We start from the raw sequence: 25,488 nt of genomic DNA, 5'->3' as shown, positions 1-25,488 counted from the left end.
AGTGTATATTTAATTAATATGAAAATAATTACCAAAATACTCTAAAACTCACATTTGGAGTAAATCCAAGAGAAAATATATCAGAATTGATAAAGCGATTATTGAGAGAGTTAGTTGTTCTTATTTCTTTGTTGAGAATATTTTTTCTGTCATATACATTTACCAAAGAAAGACCAAGACGATAGTTAGTGTTATGATTTCTATTAAATTTGAAATCATAAATTGCAGAAAAATCTAATCGATGATATACAGGTAAGTTGTTACTATTAATTTCACCAAAATCCAGAATAATTATCGAGCCACTTTCATCTACTCCCGCTACATTAGTAAAAGCTTTTCCTGTATGCCACATCCAACCTAATGAAAATTGAAAGTTTTTCAATTTATAGAAATGTGACCATTTTATGGTATGTTCTATGTTCCAGTTACCGGGAAAAGATTCACTATTATTAATATCTTCAAAAGTATTTTGAGTATTAATATACGAATAGCTTACCCATGTTTTATAATTATTGAATTTCTTTTTAAGAAAAACATCTACACCATATACACTACTTTCACCAATATTAAAGGTATTGTTTATAGGGTTGATAAAACCAGAAGTAAGTGTGGTGATGTCGTTGATTTGCTTATAGTACCCATCGACATCAAAATTCCATGTTTTTTTCTTAAAACTGCTTCCAAAAGTCACTTGATGACTAGTAATGACAGGAAATCGATCCTCATCTGCAAGTGTCCATACTTGATTTTCTAGTGATAAGTCACTTACTACAGACTCTCGAATTTGACTTAATGCCTGACTCCTTAGCTCTGCAGTAGTATGAATAGTCCAGTTCTTAGTTAAATATTTTTCTAAATGAATTCTAGGCTCAAAATATGAACTATTTAATTCTGAATAATGATTGAATCGAAAACCTAGAGCAAAATAAAAATTCTTAGGATCCTTATAAGTATATTCAGTATATACAGCATGGGTGTTTAATAAACGATCATCCTGATCCAAAATTAACTGATACGTTGGTGTAGTGGTTGAAAAAGAATACTCTATTGTATTATTCGAGAATTGATACCCTCCCGAAAGTTGATGTTTGTCTGATAGTTTAAAATTCAAATGATATTTGGCTCCAATATCTTGTATTCGATTATTTTTACTTTCAACCTCTATCAACTCATCAACATTTTTTGTATTGAACTTATAATTGAGTAGATACTTTGTATAGTATCCACTTACTTGCTGAGAGGTTTTATCACTATATTGATGTTCCCATTGTATATTGTATCCTTCATTTTCAGTAATGAGCTCATCAGTAAAAGATAGAATACTGTTATCTCTACCAAAATCCAGATCATTTTTACTATAGATTGTGTTGATTTCTATATTGTCTTTGGTAGAGGGCTTGATGATAAGATTAGTATTATAATCGGTATAATAAAAGTTATTTTTGGATTCTTGTAATGATAATTCATCTGTGATTTTTGTATTTTGAAATACGCGATCAGAAAACTTTTTATAAGTAAAAGTTTCTAGAACATCTGTAAAAGAACGTCTACCGGATACTTGTAGTGAAACTTTATTATCAATGAGGGGTATTTGTGCTACAATATCTGCATTTATCATATTAAAACCTGCTCCTCCCGAGAAACGTTTGGGGATTTCTTTGTTTGATTGAATATCTACTACACCTGCAATACGATCACCATACTTCGCACTTACCCCACTTTTAGAAAAATTAACTTCTTTGGCAACATAAGGATTAAAAGCAGAAAGCATACCGAACATATGCCCTTGTTGATATGTTTTAATACCATTCCATAATACTAAATTTTGTGCAGGAGTACTTCCTCGTATAAATAGTCCGCTAGCAGTTTCAAAAGGATTATTAACACCAGGTGTAAGCTGTATACTTTGTAAAATATCCGGTTCAACTTGCCCGGGAAGAATATCTACTTCACTTAGATCAATATTGATTTTATTTTTATCCAGAGTAATTCCTTTAGCAATGTATTCTTGAATAAGAACTTCGTCTAGAACCTCTTCTGTAGTATTGATCAATGAAACTTTTAGACAGTTGTCATTCAAAAAATCTGATGCATTAAGTACTTTTTGCCTAAAACCTGGAGCACTTATCAAAATAACAGAATTATATGGTACAGTATTATTTTCAAAATAACCATTTTCATCTGTAATCGTATTCGTTCTTTTTGATTTAAAAAATATTCTGATGTCTTTTACCGGTTTTTGCTCTTCATCATAGATGTAACCACAAACCTTTATGTCATCTTTGCTTGTAAACTTACTTATGGTTACAAAATTTTTACCGGTGATAGTAAAATGTAATTTTGTTTTACGTTCTAATATTTCGATGATTTTTTCTAAAGAAGTTGAAGGAGCTATTGTAGCCGTAATTCTTTTATCAGCTATTAAAGAATCTATGTATGAGAATTTGATATTGTATTGATTTTCAATAATTTCAATGGCTTTGGGCAAGGACTCATTAGAGAATATCATTTTTTTTGTTTCCTCTTGAGAAGAAACAGTTAGGCAACATAAAAAAAACAATACACATAAAATTCTCGTCATTATATCACTTTTCTAATACTACGGTCTTGCCGTTGGGTAGTATGCGATATTTCATGCCTAAGGTACTAAAAACAGTATTAAGAGCGATTTCTTTATTGTTATTAGGAAAAGTACCTGTGTAGATAATGGTAAGATTTATATCTTTTGTATTGATCTCTAGTTGATATTGCTCTTCAAGTTCTTTAATCACATAGGCCAAAGGAACACTTCTAAAAGAACTGGTATTGTCTAACCAAGAAGGTTTACCGCTTGCAGAGTTCCAGTTTTCTGAACCGATAGAAACAATGTTTCTAAATCCTTTTCCTGCTGTCAAAATCTCATTAGTACTTTGATTTGTAACACTTACCTTTCCTTCATAGCAAACAACTTCAAAAAAATCGTCTTGTGATTGTACATTAAATTGAGTTCCTAATACTTTTATTTCTCCATTTTTGGTGTTTACAGTAAAAGTGCTACCTTTTGTAACTTTAAAATAAGCTTCACCAGTCAACTGTACAGATCTGTTTTCTTTCCAATCATTTTTGTCAAAAGTAGCTGTAGATTTTGCATTAAGGATCATCTCAGAACCATCGGGTAATGTCACAGCAAGTTGTTCTCCATACCCACTTGAATAAAAAGTGTCTTTATTAAATAAAAAGATTCCAAGAATAATAGCTATAGAAGCCGCTACTCCTATATATGGCCACAAATTAACTACTTTTTTGGGCTTATGTTGAACTGTATTTCTTTTGGATTTTATAGAAGCAAGCTTGCTATCAGTATCATATTCTTTTACCTGTAAAGCATCTGTACCTCTCATTATTTTTTCGTAATAATGATACTCTGGATGAGATTTAAACTCATCAAGTTCTTGCTCTGTGAGTTCTCCATTCATCCATCTGGATAAAAATATGTCATCTTTCTGATCGTCTAACATAATCGTAGTTCTATATAATTGAACGTTTTATTTATAAATAACCCTACCCTCTTTAATACTTTATTTGATTTTTTATCAAATAGTTAGCTGTTTTCAAATATTTCCAATTTTTTTTCTTAATGCTAATAATGCCTTATGCATCAATTTTTCTATAGCTTTTACAGATACTCCGGACATCTCGGCAATTTCTCGATACGTTTTTTTATCGATTCTACTCAATAAAAAAACTTCTCTTTGTCGTTCGGGAAGACTTGCAATAGCATTTTTTAGCGTTTCCATATATTCTTTTTCAAGAGCTATGAACTCAGGAGATTCATTCGTGATATCCTGCTTACGTTGCGATATGTAATTTTGATATTTGAATTTTACCTTTTCATGTCTTGTAGCGCTGATTCCTAAATTGGTAGCGATTGTATAGATGTAACTTTTGGCTTTTTCAATAGGTACATTGGCACAATTATCCCAAAGTTTTATAAATGCTTCTTGAACAAAATCTTCTGCTTGTTCCAAATCACCAAATTTATAGTACATATAGTTTCGTAGGAGTTTTGCGTGTTTCTTAAAAAAAACATCAAAAACAGTATCGTTACATATAGAATTTTTGTCTTCAGGCATTTATGGTACTGGAATTTATTTTTCAAATCTATATTTTTTTCTTGGGAAGAAAAATAGAATCACAAAAAAATAAAAATAGAGGTAGGGTATTACAAGAGTAACTCGTTTTATCAATGTTATAACACAAAAATCGCGAATTGAACTTAAATCTTTAATTAAAACACAACTTGAAAAATGAAAAATCATAAATTTTTATGGATCTATCTTTTAGCTTTGGTGATAGGGGTTACTTCTTGTGAAGGAGATCTTACAGAAGAAGAACAAGAACAAGGACAAACTAGCTGTCCGGAATTATCTTTTAAACAAGATGGTAAAACATTAATAGCAGATTTTGAAGGTATCGAAAATCTGGAGACATACGAATGGTATGTAGACGATCAGCTGGTAGAGACCGAAACTACAAGCAATGATAATCAAAGAGATAATACCCTGGATTTAAAAGATTATAATCCGGGAACTTATAAGGTTTGTATAAAAACAGAAACACCAGATTGTCCAAATGGAACAGAATTTTGTAAAGAAATCACTATAAGTGAAACAGAAGGTGAATCTTGTCCTACTCTCAAATATACTAGAGAAGGAGATAATTTGATAGCTGATTTTGAAGGTATCGATACAATCAAATTTTATGCATGGCAAATTACAGGAGGTCCGCTGGGTAATGAAACTATTATAGAAAATGAAGGTGCTGATTTTGAGGGGGATGATAAATACTCACTTGCGAATTTGCAATCAGGTACATACACCATTTGTTTAATTTCAGAAAGTCCGACATGCACGCAGGCAGAACCATTTTGTAAAGAAATAGAGGTTAGAAATAATACTAATCCTTTATGTCCAAAATTAAGCTTTATTACCGAAGGAAGCCTTTTATTTGCAAATTTCCCTGGGATCAATAGTTTGGATTCTTACGAATGGAGAGTAGATGGTCAGGTTGTAGAAACAGAAAGCCTACAAAATCAGGATCGTGATAATTCTTTAGACCTTAGCTCTTATCAACCAGGAACGTATAGTGTTTGTTTATTTGCCGAAACACCAGATTGTCCAAATGGAATTGAGTATTGTGCAGATGTAATCATTCCTGAGCCAGTACAAGTAGATTGTTCTGTTTTTGATGTTATTTATGCCTCATTTGGTACTAATGAATATGTAGGTGTAAAAGTTACAAGCCTTGGTATAGATCGTAACTCTGTGGTTTGGAAAATAAATGGTAATCAAGTAAATCATACTTCTTTTACAGGTAATATTTTGATACTAAAGGATCACCTTACACAAGCTGGTAGATATGAAATATGTTATAAAGGTGAAACCAGTTCATGTGGTACTGTAGAAAAATGTATTAACATAGACTTTCAAAATCTATAGATATAGCATCGTTTAAAGTTTCTCTATATTTTTACAGAATGAGATCGTGTGCAAATTGTATACGGTCTCATTTTTTTATTAAATCTTTTGAAGACGAACTGCAATATTAAAAAGTTAACAAAACATTTAAGATATTTTTTAGAAACAAAGGGGTAGGGGCTTTCTTACTATACTCGTTTCATTAATATAAGCACACCATTGTGTCTTTGAGAAAATATATAAACTAAACAACTTTTAAATTTTCTAAACAATGAAAAAACTTAACCTTTTATTTTTGTTCATGTTGCTTTCACTAGGATTTATTTCTTGCGAGGGTGAAGTATTTGAAAACTGTCCTACCGTAGAATTTACAGTAGAAAAAAGAAATGATTTGGGAAGTTATCAATTTACTTCTAGTGTAAATACAGACGATACAGTATACTCATGGTATATAAATGATGTATTGATTGATAATGCAAGACAAAACGTTTTTGAATATAATTTTTTATCAGGGCAAAGTCAAGAATTGTCTGGAGCAGGTGAGTATGAAGTTTGTTTGAAAGTACAAACCTCTGATTGCGAAAACGGAAGCGAGTTGTATTGTGAAACAATAACAGTAACAGAACCAGATTCAAATTGTCCTCAAGTATTTTTTACGATGGAAGCTGAGCCGGGAACTCAAATTGGATATGGTTTTATGGCCAAATTTGAAACGTTAGAAACAGTAACTAGCTTTGCATGGACAGTTAATAATGAAGAAGTAGAGCTATCAAATAATTCACAAGAGAATGATAGATATTTTTATCGTGAATTTACACCGGGAGAATCATATACAGTTTGTTTGACAGTTGTTACTCCGGATTGTCAAGAAGGAGCATCATATTGCAAAGAATTTGTTGCAGGAGATCAGATGAATGATGGCTGTTCTGAGTTGACAATAGCATATGAAAAGTTGCCAAATAGCGATCATAGATATGCGTTTACTGCAGAAGATAATACTAATCAAGCTACAGAATATAGATGGTTTTTGAATGGAAATTTATTATTAACTCCAAATCAAACTCAATTTATAGACAATCTAATAGAGTACGAATTACAATCAGGGACTTACGAAATATGTGCTATCGGAATTTCAGAAGCTTGTCCGGAGGGTAGTGAGAAATTCTGTAAGACGATTACAATTGAGGGATGCCCTCAATTAGCTTTTGATTATCAAAAAACAAATGGGAATTATACATATAACTTTTATCCTGCTGTTTCTGATACTAATATTATGGATCATGTTGTAGTAGAATGGTTTGTAAATCAACAATATGTAGGGAACTCTTCTGACCTTACAGGAGATACACCATTTTTATATCAATTTGATCAAGCAGGTACTTATGAAGTATGTATAGCTATAGAAACCCCTGATTGTCCTAATGGCACAAGGGTTTGTAAAACCATTAATGTAGAAGAAAATAATACTTGTAGAACCCCTGTTTTTGATTATTACCCAACACAAAATGTTTCTAATAGTTATCAATTTTCTGTTAGGATGGATGAGAATTTTGTAAGACAAGAATATAGATGGTTTTTAGAGGGACAACCTTTACTGACTCCTAATGGAAGCCCATATACAGATAATCTTATCGAATATCAGCTACAACCCGGTACTTATTCTGTATGTGTAGTAGCTACATCGGCACAATGCCCCAATGGTCAAGAATTTTGTAAAACGATTACAGTACCCAGTACTGATCAATAATATATACAATAATTAAGTTTGTTAGGTTAGATTAATTAGGTTAATTCTCCGAAAGCGTAACGTACTTTCGGAGAATTTTTTATGTAAATATATTTCTTTATTAAATGAATAAAACTTGTAACAGATCTAAAAATATAGAGGTTTATATTTAGCTTTTCATAAACTTTGAAAAGAAGTTATTGGTCTTAAGATTAAAAAAGGTAGGGTGATTTTACTTTCATTCGTTATATTTATAAACAGACAAAGCACTAATCTTGAGAAAAATTTTAAAGCATATAAGTTTTATAGTATTGATAACTAGTTTTGTAGTATCATGCGTAGATGATGAAAATGTTGATTTTCCTGATACCTCTCAAACGGTCATAGTACCTAGTTCGGGCATTGTATCACTTCTCAATACATTAAAATCCAGAATCGCTAACATACCAGAAGAAGAACAATGTTTTAGATTTCAATATCCAATTATTTTAGGGTACAACAATGATTCGAATATAACGATCGATAATTATTCTGGGTTACAAAGCGTTTTATCAGGCCAAAGTGAAAACTTTAATGTGACTGGTATACAGTTTCCGATACAAGTGTTGATCAAAGCAACAGGTCAAAGTACTTCAATTCAAAACGAAAATTCTTTACTGAATCTTTTGAATGATTGTAATTATACAACGGTTAGAGAAGAATTTGATAGACTCTTTAGACAATGTTTTATATTTGATTATCCTATTGCTATTTTAGATAACAATCAGACAGAAGTTTTGTTGAATACTGAGCAAGAGTTTGATGAGTTTTATGCGAATCAAGCTGCAAGTTATCAACCGGATTTTCAATTTCCTATCGATGTATTGGTTGGTCCTAATGCAGAAAGCACTACGATTAATACGTATTTTGATTTTTATGAAATTGCTGATAATTGTGTAGGATGCCCACAAACCGAAATTGCAGTAACTACAGTTAATCCAAATACATTTACTTTTAGTACAGATTTTGAAGTTAAGCCAGAATATCAAATAACATGGATTATTGATAACGTACCTTTTGATTTTGGTCAACTAGGAAATTCATTTACAAGAGTATTTGCTCCTGGAGCACATTCGGTATGTATTATGATTATATCTCCTGATTGCCCTTTAGGTATAGAGATTTGTGAAGAAGTTACGGCAGAGACAGATTGCCCTGCATTATCATTTGAACAAAATAGCCTGGAACCTTTATTGTATGAGTTTACTGCAAATCTAGAAAGTATAGGACAAACAAGCTTTCAATGGACCGTAGATGGAATATTTGCTCAAGAAGGAGGAGGGACATTTCAGTTTACTTTTCTAGGGCCAGGTACCTATGAAGTGTGTATAGAAACAGATTTTACAGAATTTTGCCCAGAAGGAACATCATTTTGTAGGTCTGTTATTATAGAAGAGAACTGCCCTGATCTAGACTTTACTTCAGAACCAGAATCCGGTACTCTATATTCGCTTATACCATCTATAAGAGGACTTCAAAATGATGTAAACCTTATTTGGACTGTTGATGATATTTTTATAGATAATCAAATAAGTTCTAATACTGTGACTCATGATTTTATGGCTCCTGGTACGTATAATGTTTGTGTAAGAATTCAAGATATTCTTTCTTTATGTCCAGATGGTGTAGAAATATGCAGGCAGGTCGTTGTGCCCTAAATTTTAGATAAAAAATCTATACTATTTTTTATAATATGAGAATACAGATTGCTTGATTTTACAAACTACGTAAATCTTCATCGATGTATAGAAATTACCTGTTGTTTTTGGTATTTTTGATTCAAAAGTAATCATATGAGATATCATACCAGAAAGATTGTAAAACCAGAAGATTTAAACCCCAACGAAACATTATTTGGAGGTAGACTATTAGAGTGGATTGATGAAGAAGCAGCCCTGTATGCCGTAATACAATTAGAAAATAAGCGAGTAGTTACCAAATATATGTCTGAAATCAATTTTGTGAGTTCGGCAGTACAAGGTGATATTGTGGAAATAGGAATGGATGTTGTAAAATTTGGAAATAGCTCATTAATTCTAAAATGCGAAGTACGAAATAAGCTCACACGCAAAACAATTATCAAAGTAGAGAATATTACTATGGTCAATCTAAATGCAGAGGGCAGACCATCTCCACATGGCAAAACAAAAATAGAATATGTAAAAGATAGATTATCTCAAAATTAATTTTTTGATCAAAGGCTTTTCTAAAGCTTCATTAAGGTTATCAATTATCTTTTGTTTTCCATAGCTTAATTCTTCTCTTAAGACAGAAGAAGTAAGTTGTACATATAAAGTATCGCGTTCTAATTTGATCTGATGTGTATATTTTGTAATGGCGGGGCCCATAATTTCTTCCCAAACAGAGCGCACTTCTACTTTATCCAATCCTTTTTGTAGATTGTGATCCGTAACAAAATCCTTTAAAACATCACTAATGCTCTGGTGCTCCTGATTGCGTTTTGCCATTATAATTCTATTTTTTTATAGGGTCTGTAAAAGTAAACATTTCCACTTTCATTTTTGATAGTGATATTGGATTCTCCCGCAGAAATAATTGTTTCTTTCCAATTCGAAAGATCATTGTTATAAAATAGTCGTAAACTGTCGTTTTCAACTTTTATTTTAAATACAGTATTATCATTTGTAACAATAAAGTTACCGTTTAATTGAGGTTGCACTTTTTTTCGAATCCCGATAGAATCATTAACTTCAAAGAAATCAATGGTTTGGTTGAAGGAATATTTTTTTTCGGTTCCATTAGGAAAAACAACCCGGTCAATTTCCCAATACCCCTCTATATATTGTACATATTCTTGTGGATTTGTGCTTTTTGAACAAGAAAAAAACATTACAATCACAATTAGTATATAAGTAGATTTTGTTTTCATATGTTTAATCTATTTATCTAAAATCGATACTATTTTTATATATAAATTATTCTTCTCCTAATTTTATAATCTTAAAAGATTGAGAGATTTTTTTTACTACATTTTCTGTTCGATCTGCATGGGTATCGCTTAAAAAGAGTTGCCCAAAATTTTGATCATCTACCAATTTTATAATATGTTCAACACGTTTTTCGTCGAGTTTGTCAAAAATATCATCAAGTAATAATATAGGATTTACTTTACTCTGTTTTTTAATAAAATCAAATTGAGCAAGTTTTAGTGCAATTAAAAAAGATTTCTGTTGTCCTTGACTTCCAAACTTTTTGATAGGATATCCTTCAATATCAAAAGACAAATCATCTTTATGCACTCCAACGCTTGTATATTGTAACATCCTGTCCTTGTCTAGATTTTGATCCAACAATGTCAAAAGATCAGTCTGCGCCAGTTTGCTTTGATAGGTTAGATGTACCTTTTCTGAACCAGAACTAATCGCTTGGTATCGCTCTATAAAAATAGGGATAAAGGTTTCTAAAAACGTTTTTCTTTTATTAAAAATAAAAGAACCATATTCGTGTAACTGTTGATTGTATACAGCAATGGTTGTGGGATCAAATGTATTATTAGCTGCAAAGTATTTTAATAAAGAGTTACGTTGCGAAACGGTTTTGGTATATTTTAAGAGCGTTGCAAGGTAATTAGAATCACTTTGAGAGATAACTCCGTCTATAAATTTACGTCTGGTGTCACTCCCCTCGGTAATGAGGTCTCTATCAGCAGGAGAGATAATAACAAGAGGTAAAAAACCAATGTGCTCACTAAAAGTGTCATACGCTTTTCCATTGCGTTTAATAACTTTTTTTTGCCCCTTTTTTGCACTAATGATTACTTTTTCTTCACGGTTTTCTTTGGTATAAATCCCATCGATCACAAAAAAATCTGCATTGTGTCTTATATTTTGACTTGTTATTGGATTAAAATAACTTTTGCCAAAAGATAAATGATAAATAGCGTCTAGGATGTTGGTTTTGCCTATACCATTGTTTCCAACAAAGCAGTTTATTTTGCTATCAAAATCAAAATTAATAGATTCAAAATTTTTATAATTGACTAAAGAAAGGGATTTTAATATCATAAAACGTTGATCATCAATGATTCATGTGTTTTACAGAAATCGTAAATTACATGTGCAAATTATTGAAAAATATCAAATATTTTCTCTTTTAATTATGAATAAAAATTTTATTTTTGCCGTTCATTAAAGAAAATTTATGGCAACTTATAAGAAAAGAGGTTACAAACCCAAAAATAAAGTCGAAGAAGTTGAACAAGTTGAAGAAAGCTCAACTACAGCAGAGGTATTTAACACTTTAGATGAAGGAGCTTCTAAAACAGAAGAATGGGTTGCAGCCAATCAAAAATATATTCTTGGTACAGTAGCAGTCATTGCTATAGCAATATTAGGATATTGGGCTTATGGAAAATATATCCAAGAGCCAAAAGAGCAAGAAGCTGCAAATGAGATGTTTGTTGCGCAAGAATATTTTAATCAAGCTGTTAATGGTAATGCAGCAGTTCAAGATTCTCTTTATACACTCGCTTTAAATGGAGGAGAAGGTAAGTATGGCTTTTTAGAGATCATCGATAATTATGGGAGCACTAATGCTGCTAATCTTGCAAATTATTATGCGGGGTTCTCTTATCTTAATATGAGTAAATACAAAGAGGCTATAAATTATCTCGAATCCTTTAAAAGTGATGATGAGATGTTAGGACCATTGGCATTAGGAGGTATTGGAGATGCTTTTTCTCAGTTAGATCAGCCAGATGAAGCTTTATCATATTATGAGAAAGCTGCAAAAGCAAAAGATAACGGGTTTACAACACCAAAGTTTTTATTAAAAGCGGCAATAGTAGCGATATCTATCGATAAACCAGATGTGGCAATCCCTTATTTAGAAAGAATTAAAGAAGAGTTTCCAAAAAGTGTAGAATTTAATCAGGTAGATGTACACTTAGGTAGAGCACAAGCAATGAAATAAAGTCTAGTATTTTTAGTATCTAAAAGTTAAGACAATAAACAAACTGTAATCCACATGGCTACAGAAAATAAAAATTTATCACAATACGATAAAACAACAATCCCAAATGCGAAAGATCTTCGATTTGGGATTGTTGTTTCTGAATGGAATGAAAATATAACACAAGGACTTTTTCAAGGTGCTTTTGATGCATTAATTGATTGCGGAGCAATCAAAGAAAATATCGTTCGGTGGAATGTTCCCGGTAGTTTTGAACTTATATATGGTTGTAAGAAAATGCAAGAATCATTTGATATGCTTGATGTTATTATAGCTATTGGTAGTGTTATTCAAGGAGAAACCAAGCATTTTGATTTTGTATGTGAAGGAGTAACACAAGGAATAAAAGATCTTAATATTAATAGTGATATTCCTGTAATTTTTTGTGTATTAACAGATAATACGTTGCAACAGTCTATAGATCGGTCAGGAGGGAAACACGGTAATAAAGGAACCGAAGCAGCAATAGCAGCGATAAAAATGGCGCAATTGCGCAAAGATGCAAAGTTTTATAAATAATAACTTTTGTTCTGATTTAAAAAATGGTATAATCCTTGTGTTTAAAGGTTTGTTGTTATTGTAATGCTAAAAGCTTTAGAATACAAGGCAATTTAAGTATATTTGGATAATATTAAGACAAAAGTTTATTGTGAAGTTAAGCATTCCAAAAAGAAGGAAGAACAGAAGATTCAACTACACACCTAGGTATTATAAAGGTAAGAGTGATGGTAACATCTATGATTTTGAAAATAGGATTACCAAATATCGCGATACTACCAATGATATCGATTTTGGTTCGCATTGGGCGCAAGCTCGAGAATCGAGCCGTAATCGAGGGAACCGTGAAATTAATAGACGAGTTATTTATATTGCCTTAATTTTAATCTTTGTCTTTTTATATATAATTGATTTTGATTTATCCATATTTACTGCACGACGATAGATGTCTGATATCATTCAACTATTACCAGATCACGTAGCCAATCAGATTGCTGCTGGCGAGGTGGTTCAAAGACCAGCTTCGGTAGTCAAAGAATTGCTTGAAAATGCAATAGACGCCAAAGCATCCCATATTAAACTTATTGTAAAAGAAGCCGGAAAAACACTTATCCAAGTTATAGACAATGGTATTGGTATGAGCGTTACAGATGCCCGATTAAGTTTTGAGAGGCATGCTACTTCAAAAATAAAAGCAGCAGAAGATCTTTTTCAACTTCAAACCAAAGGATTTAGAGGAGAAGCATTAGCTTCTATAGCGGCAATAGCTCATGTAGAACTCAAGACCAGGCAAGAAAATGATGAAGTAGGAACAGAAATAAAAATCGAAGGTAGCGAGGTGATCTCTCAAGAGGCTTGCGCTACTCCGGTAGGAACTTCGATAAGCGCCAAAAATTTGTTTTACAATATTCCTGCAAGACGAAATTTTTTGAAATCTAATGCCGTAGAACTTAGGCATATTATAGATGAGTTTCATCGTGTTGCTATGGCACATCCTTCTATACGATTTGATATGTATCATAATGGTAGCGAGACTTTTAATTTACCTTCTTCAAACCATAGACAACGTATTGTGAATATTTTTGGAGGAAAAACAAATGAGAAACTTGTACCCATTACAGAAGAAACTGATTTAGTTCAAATAAGCGGATATGTAGGCAAACCTGAATATGCAAAACGAACCAGAGGAGAGCAATTCTTTTTTGTAAACAATAGGTTTATTAAAAGCTCGTATTTAAATCATGCGGTAAATTCTGCTTTTGAAGGATTATTAAAAGAGAAAGCGCATCCTAGCTATTTTATATATCTAGAAGTAGATCCTCAAACAATTGATATTAATATACATCCAACAAAAACTGAAATTAAATTTGAAGATGAGCATGCGCTATATGCTATTTTACGATCATCTATCAAACACAGTTTAGGGCAGTTTAATATCGCTCCTGTTTTAGATTTTAATAGAGACGCTTCTATGGATACTCCTTATGAGTATAAAGGTAAAGAAGCGCAGACACCCAATATAGAAGTCGATAGAAATTTTAATCCTTTTAAAGAAGAGACTGAGACAAAACCATCTTTTCAAAAAAGTTATACATCATCTTTTAAGAAAGATACAGGTGGTAGTTGGGAAAACTTATATGTGGATTTAGATAAAGATACTGATGCTGTATCTTCGGTTTCAAGAGATAGTAATTTTTCTTCTGTAGAGTTTGAAAGTGATGAGGTAACAGGTGACTTATTTGAGACTGAAGAAAAAAAGATAGGTCATCACACTACATATCAGCTTAAGAAAAAATATATTGTTACGACTATTAAGAGTGGAATGGTAATCGTAAATCAACATCGCGCACACCAAAGAATCTTGTACGAAGAATTGTTGCGTAATATTACAATGGCAAGTGCAGTAAGTCAACAATTGTTGTTCCCACTTAAAGTATCATTTTCTAAAAAAGAGTTTGCTCTATTAGAAGCAGTAAAAGAACAATTAGAGAATACGGGTTTTGTGTTTGGAGAGCAGTCTGTAGGAGAGATTGAAATCAAAGCGATACCCTCTGTAACTTCGGAGAAAGAAGTAGGGACATTATTAGAAAAGTTAGTGAGTGATCTTGAGAATGAAGTACCGGAAACTGGGTTTTCTCAAACAGATGCTTTGGCAAAATCAATAGCAAAGAGTATTGCGATACGTACAGGAGTAGAATTGGCTCCAGAACAACAGCAATATATGGTAAACAGCTTATTTGCATGCACAGAGCCTGCGATTACACCTGATAATAAGCCTACATTCATCACGTTAACAGTAGAAGAAATAGATAAGAAATTTTAAGAAATACATGGGGAGAATTACAGATACAGTAAAAGTCTTATTAATTATAAATGTAATCTTTTATATAGGATCTTTGACCTTAGGAGATACCGCGTTTGAATTATTTGCATTATGGTTTCCAAAAAATGAAGTGTTTCAATTTTGGCAATTGATTACCCATATGTTTATGCATGGAAGCACAGGGCATATCTTTTTTAATATGTTTGCTTTATTTATGTTTGGGAGTCATTTAGAAAGCTCAATAGGGCAAAAGAAATTTCTTTTCATATATTTCTTTTCAGGATTAGGTGCTGCTGGATTTCAGATTCTATTTACATATTTTCAATTTAGCCCTGGATATCAAGCATATCTAGAAGCAGGACTAACACCTGATGAAATAACGGGTTTCATAAAAGAAGCTATAGCTAGAAATCAATTTAGAATTGACCCCAATATTCCCGAAGAAGTAACTGCAAAAATGATCAGGTCTTATTTTACTCCAATGGTAGGAGCATCTGGTGCTATTTTTGGAGTTTTGGCAGCTTTTGCGGTACTTTATCCTAATTTACCTTTATATATTATCTTTATTCCTATTCCTATCAAGGCAAAATATCTAATTGGAGGATATTTTTTGATAGACTTGTATTCAGGAATAACAGGTCAGGCTCTTTTAGGTCCTTCAAATGTTGCACATTGGGCTCATATAGGTGGAGCTGTTATTGGTTTTATTACAATGTGGTACTGGAAAAAGAATTCGTTTAATCAACACCGTTGGGATTAACTATGACAACTAATAATCTTGCATATCAGTTTAAGACAGCTAATATTATTATTAGATTAATTGTTATCAATACAGTAATATTTTTGTTAGCTACGTTAGGAGCTTGGATTTTTAAAACAAGTCCCGGTACTCTTATGCAATGGTTTGTGTTACCGGTAGATCCGGGTTCATTAGTAGTGCAAGTCTGGTGGAGTGTTCTTACTTATAGTTTTTTACATTTTGATTTTTGGCATATCTTCTGGAATATGCTAATTCTCTATTGGTTTGGACAATACGTACTCAATTTGTTTACAGAAAAAAGATTTCTTACCATTTATTTACTAGGTGCTATTTGTGGAGGATTATTATTTGTGCTTGCTTATAACGTTTTTCCTGTGTTGAATAATTCTTTAGCTTATTTAATAGGAGCTTCAGCCGCAGTTCGAGCGATTATGATCTTTATTGCTGCTTATACCCCAAATACAGAAGTACGTATTATCTTTTTTAATGTAAAATTATGGCAGATAGGCCTTTTTGTAGTGCTTTCGGATTTGATACAAATTCCAACTTCAGATAATGTAGGAGGATTAATAGCGCATATGGGCGGTGCTATTTTTGGATATGTTTATGCTGCTCAGCTTAAAAAAGGTAATGATATTGGTGTTTGGTTTGAGAAAATAATAGATAGTTTTGCAGATGTATTTAAGCCGAGAAAAAAGAAACCTTTAAAAACAGTGCATAGATCCAAAACATATACAAGAACTTCAAAGACAACAACCGCTTCATCGCATAAAACGCCTACACAAAAAGAAATAGATGCTATATTGGACAAGATCAGTAAGAGCGGCTATGATAGTTTGACAAAAGAAGAAAAGGACTTTTTATTTAAAGCCGGTAAGGAGTAAGTATGAGAAAAATGATTAATAAAATCATCTTTGTGGTCAATTCGATTGCAGCCACGGCGTTGCTTTTGTCATATTTATTGCCTTATGTATCTCCAAAAATGTTTTCTTTATTATCGGTTTTAAGTTTGGCAGTACCCATTCTTATAGTTGTTAATGTACTATTTCTATTGTATTGGATTATACTTCTTAATAAGAAAGGATTATTATCTTTTATAGTTCTTATGCTTGGAATTTCTCATGTTTCTTCATTGTATAAACTTGGAGGGACTTCTACACCCGAAGAAGACTTAGAGTATGATTTTTCTATTATGAGCTATAATGTTCATAGCTTTAATAGATTTGCTTGGATTGATTCTGAAACGATACCTCAAGATATTTCAAGACTTGTAAAGGAAGAAAAACCAGATATTTTTTGTGCACAGGAGTTTTATAATAATCCAGACATTGATTTTAGTCAATACAAATATAAATATGAAAACTTTAAAAATGACAATGGAGAATTAGCCTTAGTTATTTTTTCTAAATTTCCAATTGTAAATAAAGGTTCTTTAGAATTAAAGAAAACAAATAATAATATTATATTTTCTGATATAGCTACACAAAACGATACTATTAGAGTTTATAATATACACTTACAATCTCATAAAATAAGTTCACAAACTAATGCTTTGGCAAAAGCAGATTCTCAAAAACTGTTAAAAAGAATTAGAATTTCTTTTGAAAAACAGCAAGAGCAGACCGAAATGTTAATTGAGCATATGAAAACTTCTCCATACAAAAATATAATTATGGGGGATTTTAATAATACTGCGTATTCGTATGTGTATAAGCAAATAAAATCTAATGGTTTTCAAGACGCTTTTAAGAAAGCGGGTAGTGGATTTGGTAAAACCTTTAAATTCGAGCTTTTTCCTGTTAGAATTGATTTTATATTAGTTCCTAACGATTATGAAGTTGTGTCCTTTAAAAGTTTTGATGAAGAATTTTCTGATCATTATCCTATATTTTCAAGGATTAAGTTTTAATTTTTACTGCTTCAAAAAATATAATACAATAGTAATTATAAACAACGATTTGATACATAATCTTTTAGAGGCATTTCTCTCTTTTTTACTAGAAAATATATCTCTTAGGTTATGAATTCTAAATGTTTAGATTATTACCTCATTTTTTTGAAGATTAAAAGTATCGAATCAGATATAAATATTTTTGATTATAACTATAGTATAAAGACTATCAAGAATACTGATTTTGAAATATTAATTATTTTCTAAACGAGCAGCTTTGTTGTTTATGTTTTTCTCCCAATCTTCAGCAAAAACCGCATGACCATTTTTTGCCATCAGTTTCATTTTTTCTATTACGGTTTCTTGTATTTGTTTTGGGAAATTATAGAACTTTTTATTAATTTTTGTAATTCTTCCATCAGGAATTTCACTGTTCTGATGTTTAATGGTTGCTCTACTTTTTTTATAATAAACTATTATTTTTACTCTATTATCTTCATAAATACTATGTGTAGTGGTACCATAGACAATTATAGGATCTATTTCACCATCACTATCAAGATCTGACAATTGCGAGTATTGATTCCAAAAACCAATTGAAGTTTCCCATTCTTGATCCATTTCATCTTTGATTGTTGATCTTTTCTTAAATTGATTTTTTTCCACTCTTAAGTTTAATGCATATATATTATCGTATAAAGTGTCTTTTTCTTCGTTTACAACTTTTTTATGATCAGTTAGTAGCAAATAATATTCACCTGATTTGTCTTTGTAATTATATGCTTGATATAGTTGATTAGAAATACCTAATTGAATTTGTCTTCGATTAGAGAAAATAGCATTCATCTCTTTTTTAGAAAGTTTTTTTGCCAATGTTGTGTCCATGGGTATGGCAGCGTGTTTTTGTATAGGTAACACTTCAATTTTTTCAGTTTGAGTTTTAGGATCTTCTTTTGATTCTTTAGTTTGTTTTCCGCAAGAAAAAAATGTTATTAAAACGATAAAAAGTAGAAATCTATTCATAAGTAAACAGGGTTAAAAAAGAAATATTTATAACTAGTTTTATACTAAATGTAAAGAATATTTTCTAAATAAGCGTATTTACATCATCCAACAATCTAATAGATCTGTGCCGATATGCCATAGTAGTGCCAACCCAAAAATCCGAGTTTTATTAAAAAATAACATTATGGTGTACCCTGTTATTGCATAATAACTATGCAATGGGTGAAACCCTACACTACATCTATTTGGGTCAAAAATAGGGTCTGCGAGAATATGATCAACATCAATAAAGATTGCAAAAATAAAAATAAGATATGCTACTTTCCATCGTTTACGAAAAAAAAGTAATGCAATAAATAAAGGGACAACAAAATGAAAACCGTAGTGTATTAATGGTTGAATCATGAGAAAATATCTTGATTCTCTAAATAGGTTAATGCGTTTGTGCCTTCATTAAAGAGTAAATCTAATATTGATAAGTTTGATAAAAAACCGTGTTTGCTTTCAAAAACCTGAATATAAGGTTCTAAATTATACTTGTGTTCTTTTTTTGCATTAATAAGATATCGTAAATCAGAATATGTTTGGGTTGTGTCTATGTATGACTCTGTTTTTGAAAAAGAAATATCCAACTGTAAACAATCTAGAATCACCTGGGTACATTCATAATTAAAATCTAAAAGAAAGTTTCTCTTTTTTTCAAATAAATGAACAAATTCATCTTCATAATATTCAAAAAAAGGAGAGGTTCTATAGGCAGTTTCTAGAGATTTCCAATGTAAATTCTGCCAGAGAAAATCATTTTCTATGCGTACATCTTTATATAATTGTCTGCCTTCTTTTCCTGTATGTTTGATAGGAATACTTAGTAGTAACTTCCCGTTTGCTCCATAGATATAAGTACGATTTCTATAGGTTTGTTTTTGATAATTATCCTCATTTTCAAAAATTATATCATTGGATTGTGATATAGTAACATATTGCGCTATCGAACCAAAGTACATAGGATGGAGTAGGGAAGTCTTCAAAATACTGTTAACTGATTTTACGGTAACAATTCTTTATAGATATTATGACTGATTAGCCTTTTTTCTTTTACGATATTTACTGTAAATAAACCAGCCAGCTAATAATACTAGAAAATATTTAAAATAAGATACAGGTTTACCGGTTCCGCCAACAGTGGTAAACATACGGTCCCATCTTATTTTATTGAAAATTCCTTTGGCATTAGTATCCCAACTAAACCATACAAAAACAGGTTTACCTACGATATGATTTGCCGGTACATATCCCCAAACTCTACTGTCTTCACTATTGTGACGATTATCACCCATCATCCAATAATAATCTTGTTTAAAAGTGTAATTGTCTATTGGATTTCCATTTAGTAATATTTGATTTCCATTTACAGATAATTTATTGTCTATTCCCATCTCAGAACCTTCATAAACTTCTATAATTCTTCTATAAAGAGAGAAACTTTTAAGATCCATTTTTACGGTCTTTCCGGCTTCAGGGATATAAATAGGACCAAATTGATCAGAGTTCCAGTTTACTTTGCCGTTGTTAGGAAATATTCCCGGGTCTTTAGCATCTTTTGGAGCAATGTTTCTTTCTATGCTAGCTACATTTGGGTGGTTTTTAAATTTATTTGCAGCCTCCTCTGTCATTCCTGCTGCTCTGAATTGAGCATTATTATACATAAACTCATCAGGTTTGATCAGATATCTTTCATATAGATTTTGAGGTGAAAAATTATTTCCTTTTGTGTTCCCTATATAAGAAAATTGAACTTGTGCACGATCTGGTAATTCTGTTCTTTTTCCATTGATATGTACATAACCATCAATAATAGATAAAGAGTCTCCGGGAACGCCTACACATCGTTTTACATAATTTGATTTTTTATCGATTGGTTTGTAGTAGCTTAATTTTGACTGATCTCTAAAATAACGAACAGTATCTATTGGCCAACTAAATACAACAATATCATTACGTTTAATGTCTTGAAATCCTGGTATTCTAAAATATGGATATTGTGGACTGCTTGTATATGATTTAGTTCTAACCAATGGAATTGTATCATGAACCATAGGAAAAGAAACTGCTGTCATTGGGGTACGTGCTCCATAATGAAATTTACTTACAAACAAGAAATCTCCAACTAATAATGTTCTTTCTAAAGAGCCGGTAGGAATCGTATAAGGTTGCATAAAGTAAGTATGCACGATAGTAGCAGCGACGACTGCAAATAGTATTGAGCTCACCCATTCTCCTGCAGAAGTTTTTGGTTTTAAGTCCCTGTCTTTTATATGCTCAACATCAAGCATATAATTCACATAGAAAATATAGAAACCAAGAGTTAAAATAACGAGAACAGTATCTGTAGTACTATTTTTACCAAAACTTCTTATTGTTTCTACCCAAATTACGGGTAACATAATTACATTAATAACAGGTATAAAAAGTAAAATAACCCACCACCATGGGCGATTGATAATCTTCATTAAAACCACAGCATTATAAACGGGTATAATTGCCTCCCATGCTTTTCGATTAGCTTTACTATAAAGTTTCCATGTGCCTAAGAAGTGAATTGCTTGTACTACGAGGAAAAAAATAAACCATTCTGCTAGTGTCATCTTAAAATATTTTTAGTATAAGTACTTTATAATTGTAAAGTGTTACATTTTTATAGTCCTAAAACATCTTTCATACTATAAACTCCGTTTTTATTTTGTAGCCATTCTGCTGCTACGACTGCTCCCAGAGCAAATCCATCTCTATTATGGGCAGTATGTTTTATTTCGATATCGTCTACAATAGAAGAATAGGTAACGGTATGTGTTCCGGGAACATTTTCAATTCTTTTTGCAGCTATAGGTATAGCATATTTGTCTCCTTGATCAAGTTTCCAAGAAGTTTTAGAAGTGTGATCTATAATATCTTCAGCAAGAGTAATTGCAGTTCCACTGGGAGCATCTAATTTTTCTGTATGATGAATTTCTTCCATACTAGGTTCATAGCCTTCTACAGGACTCATCATTTTGGCTAGTTTTTTATTGAGTTCAAAGAATAAATTGACTCCAAGACTAAAATTTGAAGCATAGATAAAAGCTCCATTTTTTTCCTTACATAATGACACCATTTCATCATATTGAGCTAACCAACCGGTTGTTCCCGATACAATAGGCACTCCTGCGGTAATACATTTGGTAATATTTTGCACTGCTGCAGAAGGGATACTAAAATCGATAGCTACATCGGCTTCAGCTATGTCATAATTATGATCTTCTTTGTCAACTTTTAATACAATGGTGTGATTTCTTTCTATTGCTATTTTTTCAATGGTTTTACCCATCTTTCCATATCCCAGTAATGCAATTTTCATATTTGATCTGTGTGTTTGATGCTCTTAAAGAATTGTTTACTATTCAAAAACTATAATTAATTGAGAATCCGTAGTTTGGACTGGCATCAAATTCGTTAATATTTATTTTTGGTTTAAAAGAAAGATCATCAGTGATATTATATTGTTGTAAATGCGCAGTTACATTGGCATCAACTATATTCAAAAGATATAATCCAACTGTGATTAGAATTGAAAGTTCTTGATCTCTCCTATATCTATCTTGTAAAGATAAAAGAGTTTCTGTTGCAATTTGATCAAATTCTGGATCATTAATACCAGCCAATCTACGTTTGTATGCATCTCTAAATCGATTAAGTTGGTCATTGTTCCAAACATAAGAATAGATTCCTGTTCCAATAGCAGCATATACAATTGGTATTTTCCAATACTTTTTGGTATATGCCTGACCTAAGCCCGGTAAAATTGCAGAATAAAATGCAGCTCTTGCAGGAGCAAGAGGTTCATAGGGTACTACTTCTCTCTCTTTCTTTTCTCTCTTTTTTCTTCTTTTCTTTTTCTTCTTTTTAACTTCAACTTCTTCTGTAGTTACCTTCAATTCCTCACTTTCTTCTATCTCTTCAGCTTCTTGACAAAAAGCATGTTGAACAGAAAAAAGTACAAAAAAAATGATATAAAAGGATTTAATCTTCACTGATGAGTTTCTTTATACGTTTAAAATCTTCTTCTGAAGAAAAGGGAATAATTAATTTTCCACTTCCCTTACCAGAAACTTTTACATCAATTTTTGCGCCAAAAAAATCTGAAAATTCCTTGACTCCTTTTGCAATATTTTTTGGGAGTTGAGTTTTGGGAGTTGTTGTCTTTGTAGAAGCTTCATCTTTATTTTTTAAAGACTTTACTAGTTGTTCTGTATCTCTTACAGAAAGAGAACTACTAATTACTTTTTCATAAACATCAAGTTGTTCCTTTTGATCATCAATGTTAATCAAAGCTCTACCATGTCCCATTGAAATAAACCCATCACGCATTCCGGTCTGTATAATTGGATCTAGTTTTAATAATCGTAGATAGTTGGCAATTGTAGATCTTTTTTTTCCTACACGATCACTTAATTGTTCTTGAGTAAGATTAATCTCATCAATAAGACGTTGGTATGATAGTGCAATTTCGATTGGGTCTAAGTCTTGACGTTGAATATTTTCTACAAGAGCCATTGTTAAAGACTCTTGATCATTAGCGATACGAATATATGCAGGAATTGATTTAAGACCTGCTAGTTTAGAAGCTCTAAAACGTCGTTCACCACTTACTAATTGATAATTATTAAAATCTAATTTGCGAACAGTAATAGGTTGTATTACCCCAACTTCTTTTATAGAAGTAGCAAGTTCTCGTAAAGTTTCGTCATTAAAACTTGTACGAGGTTGAAAAGGGTTTACATCAATACTTTCAAGATCTAATTCTATAATATTGCCTACAACCTTATCAGCATTTTTATCTTCTACAGATTTGATATCATTTTCAGGGTCTTTTAATAACGCAGATAACCCTCTTCCCAATGCTTGTTTTTTTGTTGCCTTCGCCATGTATCCTTAACTATTTTTCTTTATAATTTCGTGTGCCAAGCTTAAATAATTACTTGCACCTTTACTTGAAGCGTCATAATTTATAATGCTCTCACCATAGCTAGGAGCCTCACTAAGACGTATATTTCTTTGAATTATGGTTTTAAAAACCATCTCGTTAAAATGCTTCTGTACTTCTTCTACAACTTGATTAGACAATCTAAGTCTGGAGTCATACATAGTAAGCAATAAACCTTCTATGTCTAAACTTGTATTATGAACTTTTTGTACACTTTTGATAGTGTTTAATAACTTTCCTAAACCTTCTAATGCAAAATACTCACATTGTATTGGGATCATAACAGAATCTGCAGCTGTTAATGCATTTAAAGTCAATAATCCTAGTGAAGGGGCGCAATCGATAAGTATATAATCATATTCTGACTTTATACTTTCTATTGCTTTTTTCATCATATATTCACGTTGATCTTTGTCAACTAATTCTATTTCTATAGCAACCAGATCTATATGTGCAGGAATAATATGCACATTGGGAGAGCTAGTTTCTAAAATTGCTTCTTCTGGTTTTATGGTATGTTCTAGAATCTGATACGTTCCTTTTTCGATACTCTCTACATCTAATCCTAAACCAGATGTTGCATTGGCTTGCGGATCTGCATCGATAAGTAATACTTTTTTCTCTAAAACACCTAGAGAAGCTGCTAAATTTACTGAAGTAGTAGTTTTACCTACTCCTCCTTTTTGATTGGCAATTGCTATAATTTTACCCATATGGGGAGATTTGGATTAACAGGGATAAAAATACAACTTATTATATATTATAAAAACGAAAAATATTAACACTCTTTAATGTTTTGCTAAAAAGCTCTGCAATTAAAGAGTGTTTAGTTTTTTTATGTTTATAACTTTCTTTATATAAGTTTATTATATTATTTATTTTTCTTAGCTCGTATCATAGCCTCTAGCTGATCCCACATTTCTTCCGGCACTTGTTCTAAGAGATTAAATTGTCCTGCTCCTTTAATCCACTCTCCACCATCTATTGTGATTACTTCACCATTAACATATGCTGAAAAATCTGATACTAGATAGGCTGCTAGGTTAGCAAGCTCTTGGTGTTCACCTGTTCGGCTTAATGGCACTCGTTTTGAGAAATCTAGTTTTTCAGCTAAATCTCCTGGTACTAATCTATCCCATGCGCCTTTTGTAGGAAATGGTCCTGGTGCAATAGCATTGAATCTCATCCCATACTTTGCCCATTCTACTGCCAGAGACCTTGTCATTGCAAGTACTCCTGCTTTTGCAGTTGCACTTGGTACTACATAGGCAGAACCTGTCCAAGCGTAGGTAGTAACGATATTAAGTACAGTTGTGTTTTTATATTGAGTATCGATCCAATGTTTTCCAAATGCCAGAGTACAGTTCTTAGTCCCTTTAAGTACGATATCAATTATGGTATCAAAAGCATTTGCAGATAATCGTTCTGTTGGAGAAATAAAATTACCGGCAGCATTGTTTAAAAGTACATCTACTGTTCCAAAAGCTTCGATCACCTGATTTTTCATTTCTTCAACCTGATCGTAGTGTCTTACATCACATTGCAAAGGTAAACAAGTACTACCAGTTTCATCTTCAAGCTCTTTAGCGGTATTTTTTAACTTTTCTAAGTTACGAGAAGTAATTGCTACTTTTGCGCCTAACTCAAGAAAATAGCGTGTCATTGATTTTCCTAGTCCGCTACCTCCACCGGTAACAACAATATTTTTTCCTTTTAATGCTCCTTCACGAAGCATCTTATCAGTATATTTCATAAAATTAATTGCTTTTCAAATGTTTGCTAAAATACTATTATTTATA

The 25,488-nt window shown here is 31.8% G+C and carries 26 protein-coding genes; 11 read left to right on the top strand and 15 right to left on the bottom strand.

Going from position 1 to position 25,488, the window contains the following annotated elements; translation table 11 throughout:
• Positions 1-28 precede the first annotated feature (28 nt).
• The 3 genes from FHK87_RS14865 to FHK87_RS14855 all read right to left on the bottom strand — a co-directional run bounded on the left by FHK87_RS14865 (position 29) and on the right by FHK87_RS14855 (position 4,112).
• Positions 29-2,509 carry a TonB-dependent receptor domain-containing protein gene (locus tag FHK87_RS14865; protein ID WP_226294264.1) on the bottom strand — a complete coding sequence of 827 codons (2,481 nt, stop codon included), beginning with the start codon at positions 2,507-2,509 and terminating at the stop codon, positions 29-31.
• 76 nt (positions 2,510-2,585) lie between these two features.
• The gene (locus FHK87_RS14860; protein ID WP_140594443.1) at positions 2,586-3,497 is read right to left on the bottom strand and encodes a FecR family protein; all 912 of its coding nucleotides are present in this window, start codon (positions 3,495-3,497) and stop codon (positions 2,586-2,588) included.
• Positions 3,498-3,590: 93 nt separating this feature from the next.
• Positions 3,591-4,112: an RNA polymerase sigma factor gene (locus FHK87_RS14855; protein ID WP_140594441.1), complete on the bottom strand. Its 522-nt coding sequence runs from the start codon at positions 4,110-4,112 to the stop codon at positions 3,591-3,593.
• Between the two features lie 174 nt (positions 4,113-4,286).
• Between FHK87_RS14855 and FHK87_RS14850 the strand changes: the two genes are divergently transcribed.
• The 4 genes from FHK87_RS14850 to FHK87_RS14835 all read left to right on the top strand — a co-directional run bounded on the left by FHK87_RS14850 (position 4,287) and on the right by FHK87_RS14835 (position 9,407).
• Positions 4,287-5,477 carry a hypothetical protein gene (locus tag FHK87_RS14850; protein ID WP_140594439.1) on the top strand — a complete coding sequence of 397 codons (1,191 nt, stop codon included), beginning with the start codon at positions 4,287-4,289 and terminating at the stop codon, positions 5,475-5,477.
• Positions 5,478-5,727: 250 nt separating this feature from the next.
• Positions 5,728-7,203, top strand: a complete 1,476-nt coding sequence (locus FHK87_RS14845) for a hypothetical protein (RefSeq protein WP_140594436.1) — start codon at positions 5,728-5,730, stop codon at positions 7,201-7,203.
• A gap of 254 nt (positions 7,204-7,457) precedes the next feature.
• Positions 7,458-8,879: a PKD domain-containing protein gene (locus FHK87_RS14840; RefSeq protein ID WP_140594434.1), complete on the top strand. Its 1,422-nt coding sequence runs from the start codon at positions 7,458-7,460 to the stop codon at positions 8,877-8,879.
• A gap of 135 nt (positions 8,880-9,014) precedes the next feature.
• The gene (locus tag FHK87_RS14835) at positions 9,015-9,407 is read left to right on the top strand and encodes an acyl-CoA thioesterase (protein WP_140594431.1); all 393 of its coding nucleotides are present in this window, start codon (positions 9,015-9,017) and stop codon (positions 9,405-9,407) included.
• Here FHK87_RS14835 and FHK87_RS14830 read toward each other — a convergent pair.
• Genes FHK87_RS14830 through recF form a run of 3 tightly spaced genes read right to left on the bottom strand, consistent with a single transcriptional unit; the run spans position 9,393 to position 11,246 of the window.
• Positions 9,393-9,689, bottom strand: coding sequence for a DUF721 domain-containing protein (locus tag FHK87_RS14830; protein ID WP_140594429.1), 297 nt, complete (start codon positions 9,687-9,689; stop codon positions 9,393-9,395). The genes FHK87_RS14835 and FHK87_RS14830 overlap by 15 nt on opposite strands.
• Positions 9,689-10,111 carry a hypothetical protein gene (locus tag FHK87_RS14825; RefSeq protein WP_140594427.1) on the bottom strand — a complete coding sequence of 141 codons (423 nt, stop codon included), beginning with the start codon at positions 10,109-10,111 and terminating at the stop codon, positions 9,689-9,691. Before FHK87_RS14825 ends, FHK87_RS14830 begins: the two co-directional genes overlap by 1 nt.
• A 46-nt stretch (positions 10,112-10,157) precedes the next feature.
• Positions 10,158-11,246: a DNA replication/repair protein RecF gene (gene recF / locus FHK87_RS14820; RefSeq protein ID WP_140594425.1), complete on the bottom strand. Its 1,089-nt coding sequence runs from the start codon at positions 11,244-11,246 to the stop codon at positions 10,158-10,160.
• Between the two features lie 136 nt (positions 11,247-11,382).
• Between recF and FHK87_RS14815 the strand changes: the two genes are divergently transcribed.
• The 7 genes from FHK87_RS14815 to FHK87_RS14785 all read left to right on the top strand — a co-directional run bounded on the left by FHK87_RS14815 (position 11,383) and on the right by FHK87_RS14785 (position 17,682).
• Positions 11,383-12,153 carry a tetratricopeptide repeat protein gene (locus FHK87_RS14815; protein WP_140594423.1) on the top strand — a complete coding sequence of 257 codons (771 nt, stop codon included), beginning with the start codon at positions 11,383-11,385 and terminating at the stop codon, positions 12,151-12,153.
• A gap of 54 nt (positions 12,154-12,207) precedes the next feature.
• On the top strand, positions 12,208-12,711 hold the full coding sequence (gene ribH / locus FHK87_RS14810) for a 6,7-dimethyl-8-ribityllumazine synthase (RefSeq protein ID WP_140594421.1): 504 nt from the start codon (positions 12,208-12,210) through the stop codon (positions 12,709-12,711).
• A 130-nt stretch (positions 12,712-12,841) separates the two neighbouring features.
• Positions 12,842-13,135, top strand: a complete 294-nt coding sequence (locus FHK87_RS14805; RefSeq protein WP_226294263.1) for a hypothetical protein — start codon at positions 12,842-12,844, stop codon at positions 13,133-13,135.
• Positions 13,136-15,013, top strand: a complete 1,878-nt coding sequence (gene mutL, locus FHK87_RS14800) for a DNA mismatch repair endonuclease MutL (protein ID WP_140594417.1) — start codon at positions 13,136-13,138, stop codon at positions 15,011-15,013.
• Between the two features lie 7 nt (positions 15,014-15,020).
• A complete protein-coding gene (locus FHK87_RS14795) occupies positions 15,021-15,773 on the top strand; it encodes a rhomboid family intramembrane serine protease (protein WP_140594415.1) in 753 nt (250 codons plus the stop codon).
• 2 nt (positions 15,774-15,775) lie between these two features.
• Positions 15,776-16,657: a rhomboid family protein gene (locus tag FHK87_RS14790; RefSeq protein ID WP_140594413.1), complete on the top strand. Its 882-nt coding sequence runs from the start codon at positions 15,776-15,778 to the stop codon at positions 16,655-16,657.
• A gap of 11 nt (positions 16,658-16,668) precedes the next feature.
• Positions 16,669-17,682: an endonuclease/exonuclease/phosphatase family protein gene (locus FHK87_RS14785; protein ID WP_226294262.1), complete on the top strand. Its 1,014-nt coding sequence runs from the start codon at positions 16,669-16,671 to the stop codon at positions 17,680-17,682.
• Positions 17,683-17,916: 234 nt separating this feature from the next.
• On the opposite strand, the gene FHK87_RS14780 is transcribed toward FHK87_RS14785, so the two are convergent.
• From FHK87_RS14780 to FHK87_RS14740, 9 genes are all read right to left on the bottom strand, one after another.
• Positions 17,917-18,687, bottom strand: a complete 771-nt coding sequence (locus tag FHK87_RS14780; RefSeq protein ID WP_140594411.1) for a M949_RS01915 family surface polysaccharide biosynthesis protein — start codon at positions 18,685-18,687, stop codon at positions 17,917-17,919.
• A gap of 78 nt (positions 18,688-18,765) precedes the next feature.
• A complete protein-coding gene (locus tag FHK87_RS14775; protein WP_140594409.1) occupies positions 18,766-19,074 on the bottom strand; it encodes a DUF6122 family protein in 309 nt (102 codons plus the stop codon).
• Complete coding sequence (locus tag FHK87_RS14770) at positions 19,071-19,697, bottom strand: WbqC family protein (protein WP_140594407.1); 627 nt, start codon at positions 19,695-19,697, stop codon at positions 19,071-19,073. The genes FHK87_RS14775 and FHK87_RS14770 overlap by 4 nt, the downstream gene beginning before the upstream one ends.
• 42 nt (positions 19,698-19,739) lie before the next feature.
• The gene (lepB, locus tag FHK87_RS14765; RefSeq protein WP_140594405.1) at positions 19,740-21,314 is read right to left on the bottom strand and encodes a signal peptidase I; all 1,575 of its coding nucleotides are present in this window, start codon (positions 21,312-21,314) and stop codon (positions 19,740-19,742) included.
• Between the two features lie 50 nt (positions 21,315-21,364).
• Positions 21,365-22,063, bottom strand: coding sequence for a 4-hydroxy-tetrahydrodipicolinate reductase (gene dapB, locus FHK87_RS14760; protein WP_140594403.1), 699 nt, complete (start codon positions 22,061-22,063; stop codon positions 21,365-21,367).
• A 43-nt stretch (positions 22,064-22,106) separates the two neighbouring features.
• A complete protein-coding gene (locus tag FHK87_RS14755; protein WP_226294261.1) occupies positions 22,107-22,736 on the bottom strand; it encodes a DUF5683 domain-containing protein in 630 nt (209 codons plus the stop codon).
• Complete coding sequence (locus tag FHK87_RS14750; RefSeq protein ID WP_140594400.1) at positions 22,726-23,631, bottom strand: ParB/RepB/Spo0J family partition protein; 906 nt, start codon at positions 23,629-23,631, stop codon at positions 22,726-22,728. Before FHK87_RS14750 ends, FHK87_RS14755 begins: the two co-directional genes overlap by 11 nt.
• 6 nt (positions 23,632-23,637) lie before the next feature.
• Positions 23,638-24,402, bottom strand: coding sequence for a ParA family protein (locus FHK87_RS14745; RefSeq protein ID WP_140594398.1), 765 nt, complete (start codon positions 24,400-24,402; stop codon positions 23,638-23,640).
• 158 nt (positions 24,403-24,560) lie between these two features.
• Entirely contained in the window at positions 24,561-25,442 is an 882-nt protein-coding gene (locus tag FHK87_RS14740; RefSeq protein WP_140594396.1) for an SDR family oxidoreductase, read from the bottom strand.
• Positions 25,443-25,488 lie beyond the last annotated feature (46 nt).

The sequence above is a fragment of the Aquimarina algicola genome (genome assembly GCF_006443095.1).
In the GTDB taxonomy this organism is placed as follows: domain Bacteria; phylum Bacteroidota; class Bacteroidia; order Flavobacteriales; family Flavobacteriaceae; genus Aquimarina; species Aquimarina algicola.
The sequence above is the reverse complement of the archived record's forward strand: the minus strand, read 5'-3'. Positions and strand labels throughout refer to the sequence as shown.

Excerpts from the sequence above, each read along its gene's own strand:
- FHK87_RS14865 (WP_226294264.1), bottom strand. The coding sequence starts at position 2,509 with ATGATATTCTCTAATGAGTCCTTGCCCAAAGCCATTGAAATTATTGAA.
- FHK87_RS14860 (WP_140594443.1), bottom strand. The coding sequence starts at position 3,497 with ATGTTAGACGATCAGAAAGATGACATATTTTTATCCAGATGGATGAAT.
- FHK87_RS14855 (WP_140594441.1), bottom strand. The coding sequence starts at position 4,112 with ATGCCTGAAGACAAAAATTCTATATGTAACGATACTGTTTTTGATGTT.
- FHK87_RS14850 (WP_140594439.1), top strand. The coding sequence starts at position 4,287 with ATGAAAAATCATAAATTTTTATGGATCTATCTTTTAGCTTTGGTGATA.
- FHK87_RS14845 (WP_140594436.1), top strand. The coding sequence starts at position 5,728 with ATGAAAAAACTTAACCTTTTATTTTTGTTCATGTTGCTTTCACTAGGA.
- FHK87_RS14835 (WP_140594431.1), top strand. The coding sequence starts at position 9,015 with ATGAGATATCATACCAGAAAGATTGTAAAACCAGAAGATTTAAACCCC.
- FHK87_RS14830 (WP_140594429.1), bottom strand. The coding sequence starts at position 9,689 with ATGGCAAAACGCAATCAGGAGCACCAGAGCATTAGTGATGTTTTAAAG.
- FHK87_RS14825 (WP_140594427.1), bottom strand. The coding sequence starts at position 10,111 with ATGAAAACAAAATCTACTTATATACTAATTGTGATTGTAATGTTTTTT.
- recF (WP_140594425.1), bottom strand. The coding sequence starts at position 11,246 with ATGATATTAAAATCCCTTTCTTTAGTCAATTATAAAAATTTTGAATCT.
- FHK87_RS14815 (WP_140594423.1), top strand. The coding sequence starts at position 11,383 with ATGGCAACTTATAAGAAAAGAGGTTACAAACCCAAAAATAAAGTCGAA.
- ribH (WP_140594421.1), top strand. The coding sequence starts at position 12,208 with ATGGCTACAGAAAATAAAAATTTATCACAATACGATAAAACAACAATC.
- mutL (WP_140594417.1), top strand. The coding sequence starts at position 13,136 with ATGTCTGATATCATTCAACTATTACCAGATCACGTAGCCAATCAGATT.
- FHK87_RS14795 (WP_140594415.1), top strand. The coding sequence starts at position 15,021 with ATGGGGAGAATTACAGATACAGTAAAAGTCTTATTAATTATAAATGTA.
- FHK87_RS14790 (WP_140594413.1), top strand. The coding sequence starts at position 15,776 with ATGACAACTAATAATCTTGCATATCAGTTTAAGACAGCTAATATTATT.
- FHK87_RS14785 (WP_226294262.1), top strand. The coding sequence starts at position 16,669 with ATGATTAATAAAATCATCTTTGTGGTCAATTCGATTGCAGCCACGGCG.
- FHK87_RS14780 (WP_140594411.1), bottom strand. The coding sequence starts at position 18,687 with ATGAATAGATTTCTACTTTTTATCGTTTTAATAACATTTTTTTCTTGC.
- FHK87_RS14775 (WP_140594409.1), bottom strand. The coding sequence starts at position 19,074 with ATGATTCAACCATTAATACACTACGGTTTTCATTTTGTTGTCCCTTTA.
- lepB (WP_140594405.1), bottom strand. The coding sequence starts at position 21,314 with ATGACACTAGCAGAATGGTTTATTTTTTTCCTCGTAGTACAAGCAATT.
- dapB (WP_140594403.1), bottom strand. The coding sequence starts at position 22,063 with ATGAAAATTGCATTACTGGGATATGGAAAGATGGGTAAAACCATTGAA.
- FHK87_RS14750 (WP_140594400.1), bottom strand. The coding sequence starts at position 23,631 with ATGGCGAAGGCAACAAAAAAACAAGCATTGGGAAGAGGGTTATCTGCG.
- FHK87_RS14745 (WP_140594398.1), bottom strand. The coding sequence starts at position 24,402 with ATGGGTAAAATTATAGCAATTGCCAATCAAAAAGGAGGAGTAGGTAAA.
- FHK87_RS14740 (WP_140594396.1), bottom strand. The coding sequence starts at position 25,442 with ATGAAATATACTGATAAGATGCTTCGTGAAGGAGCATTAAAAGGAAAA.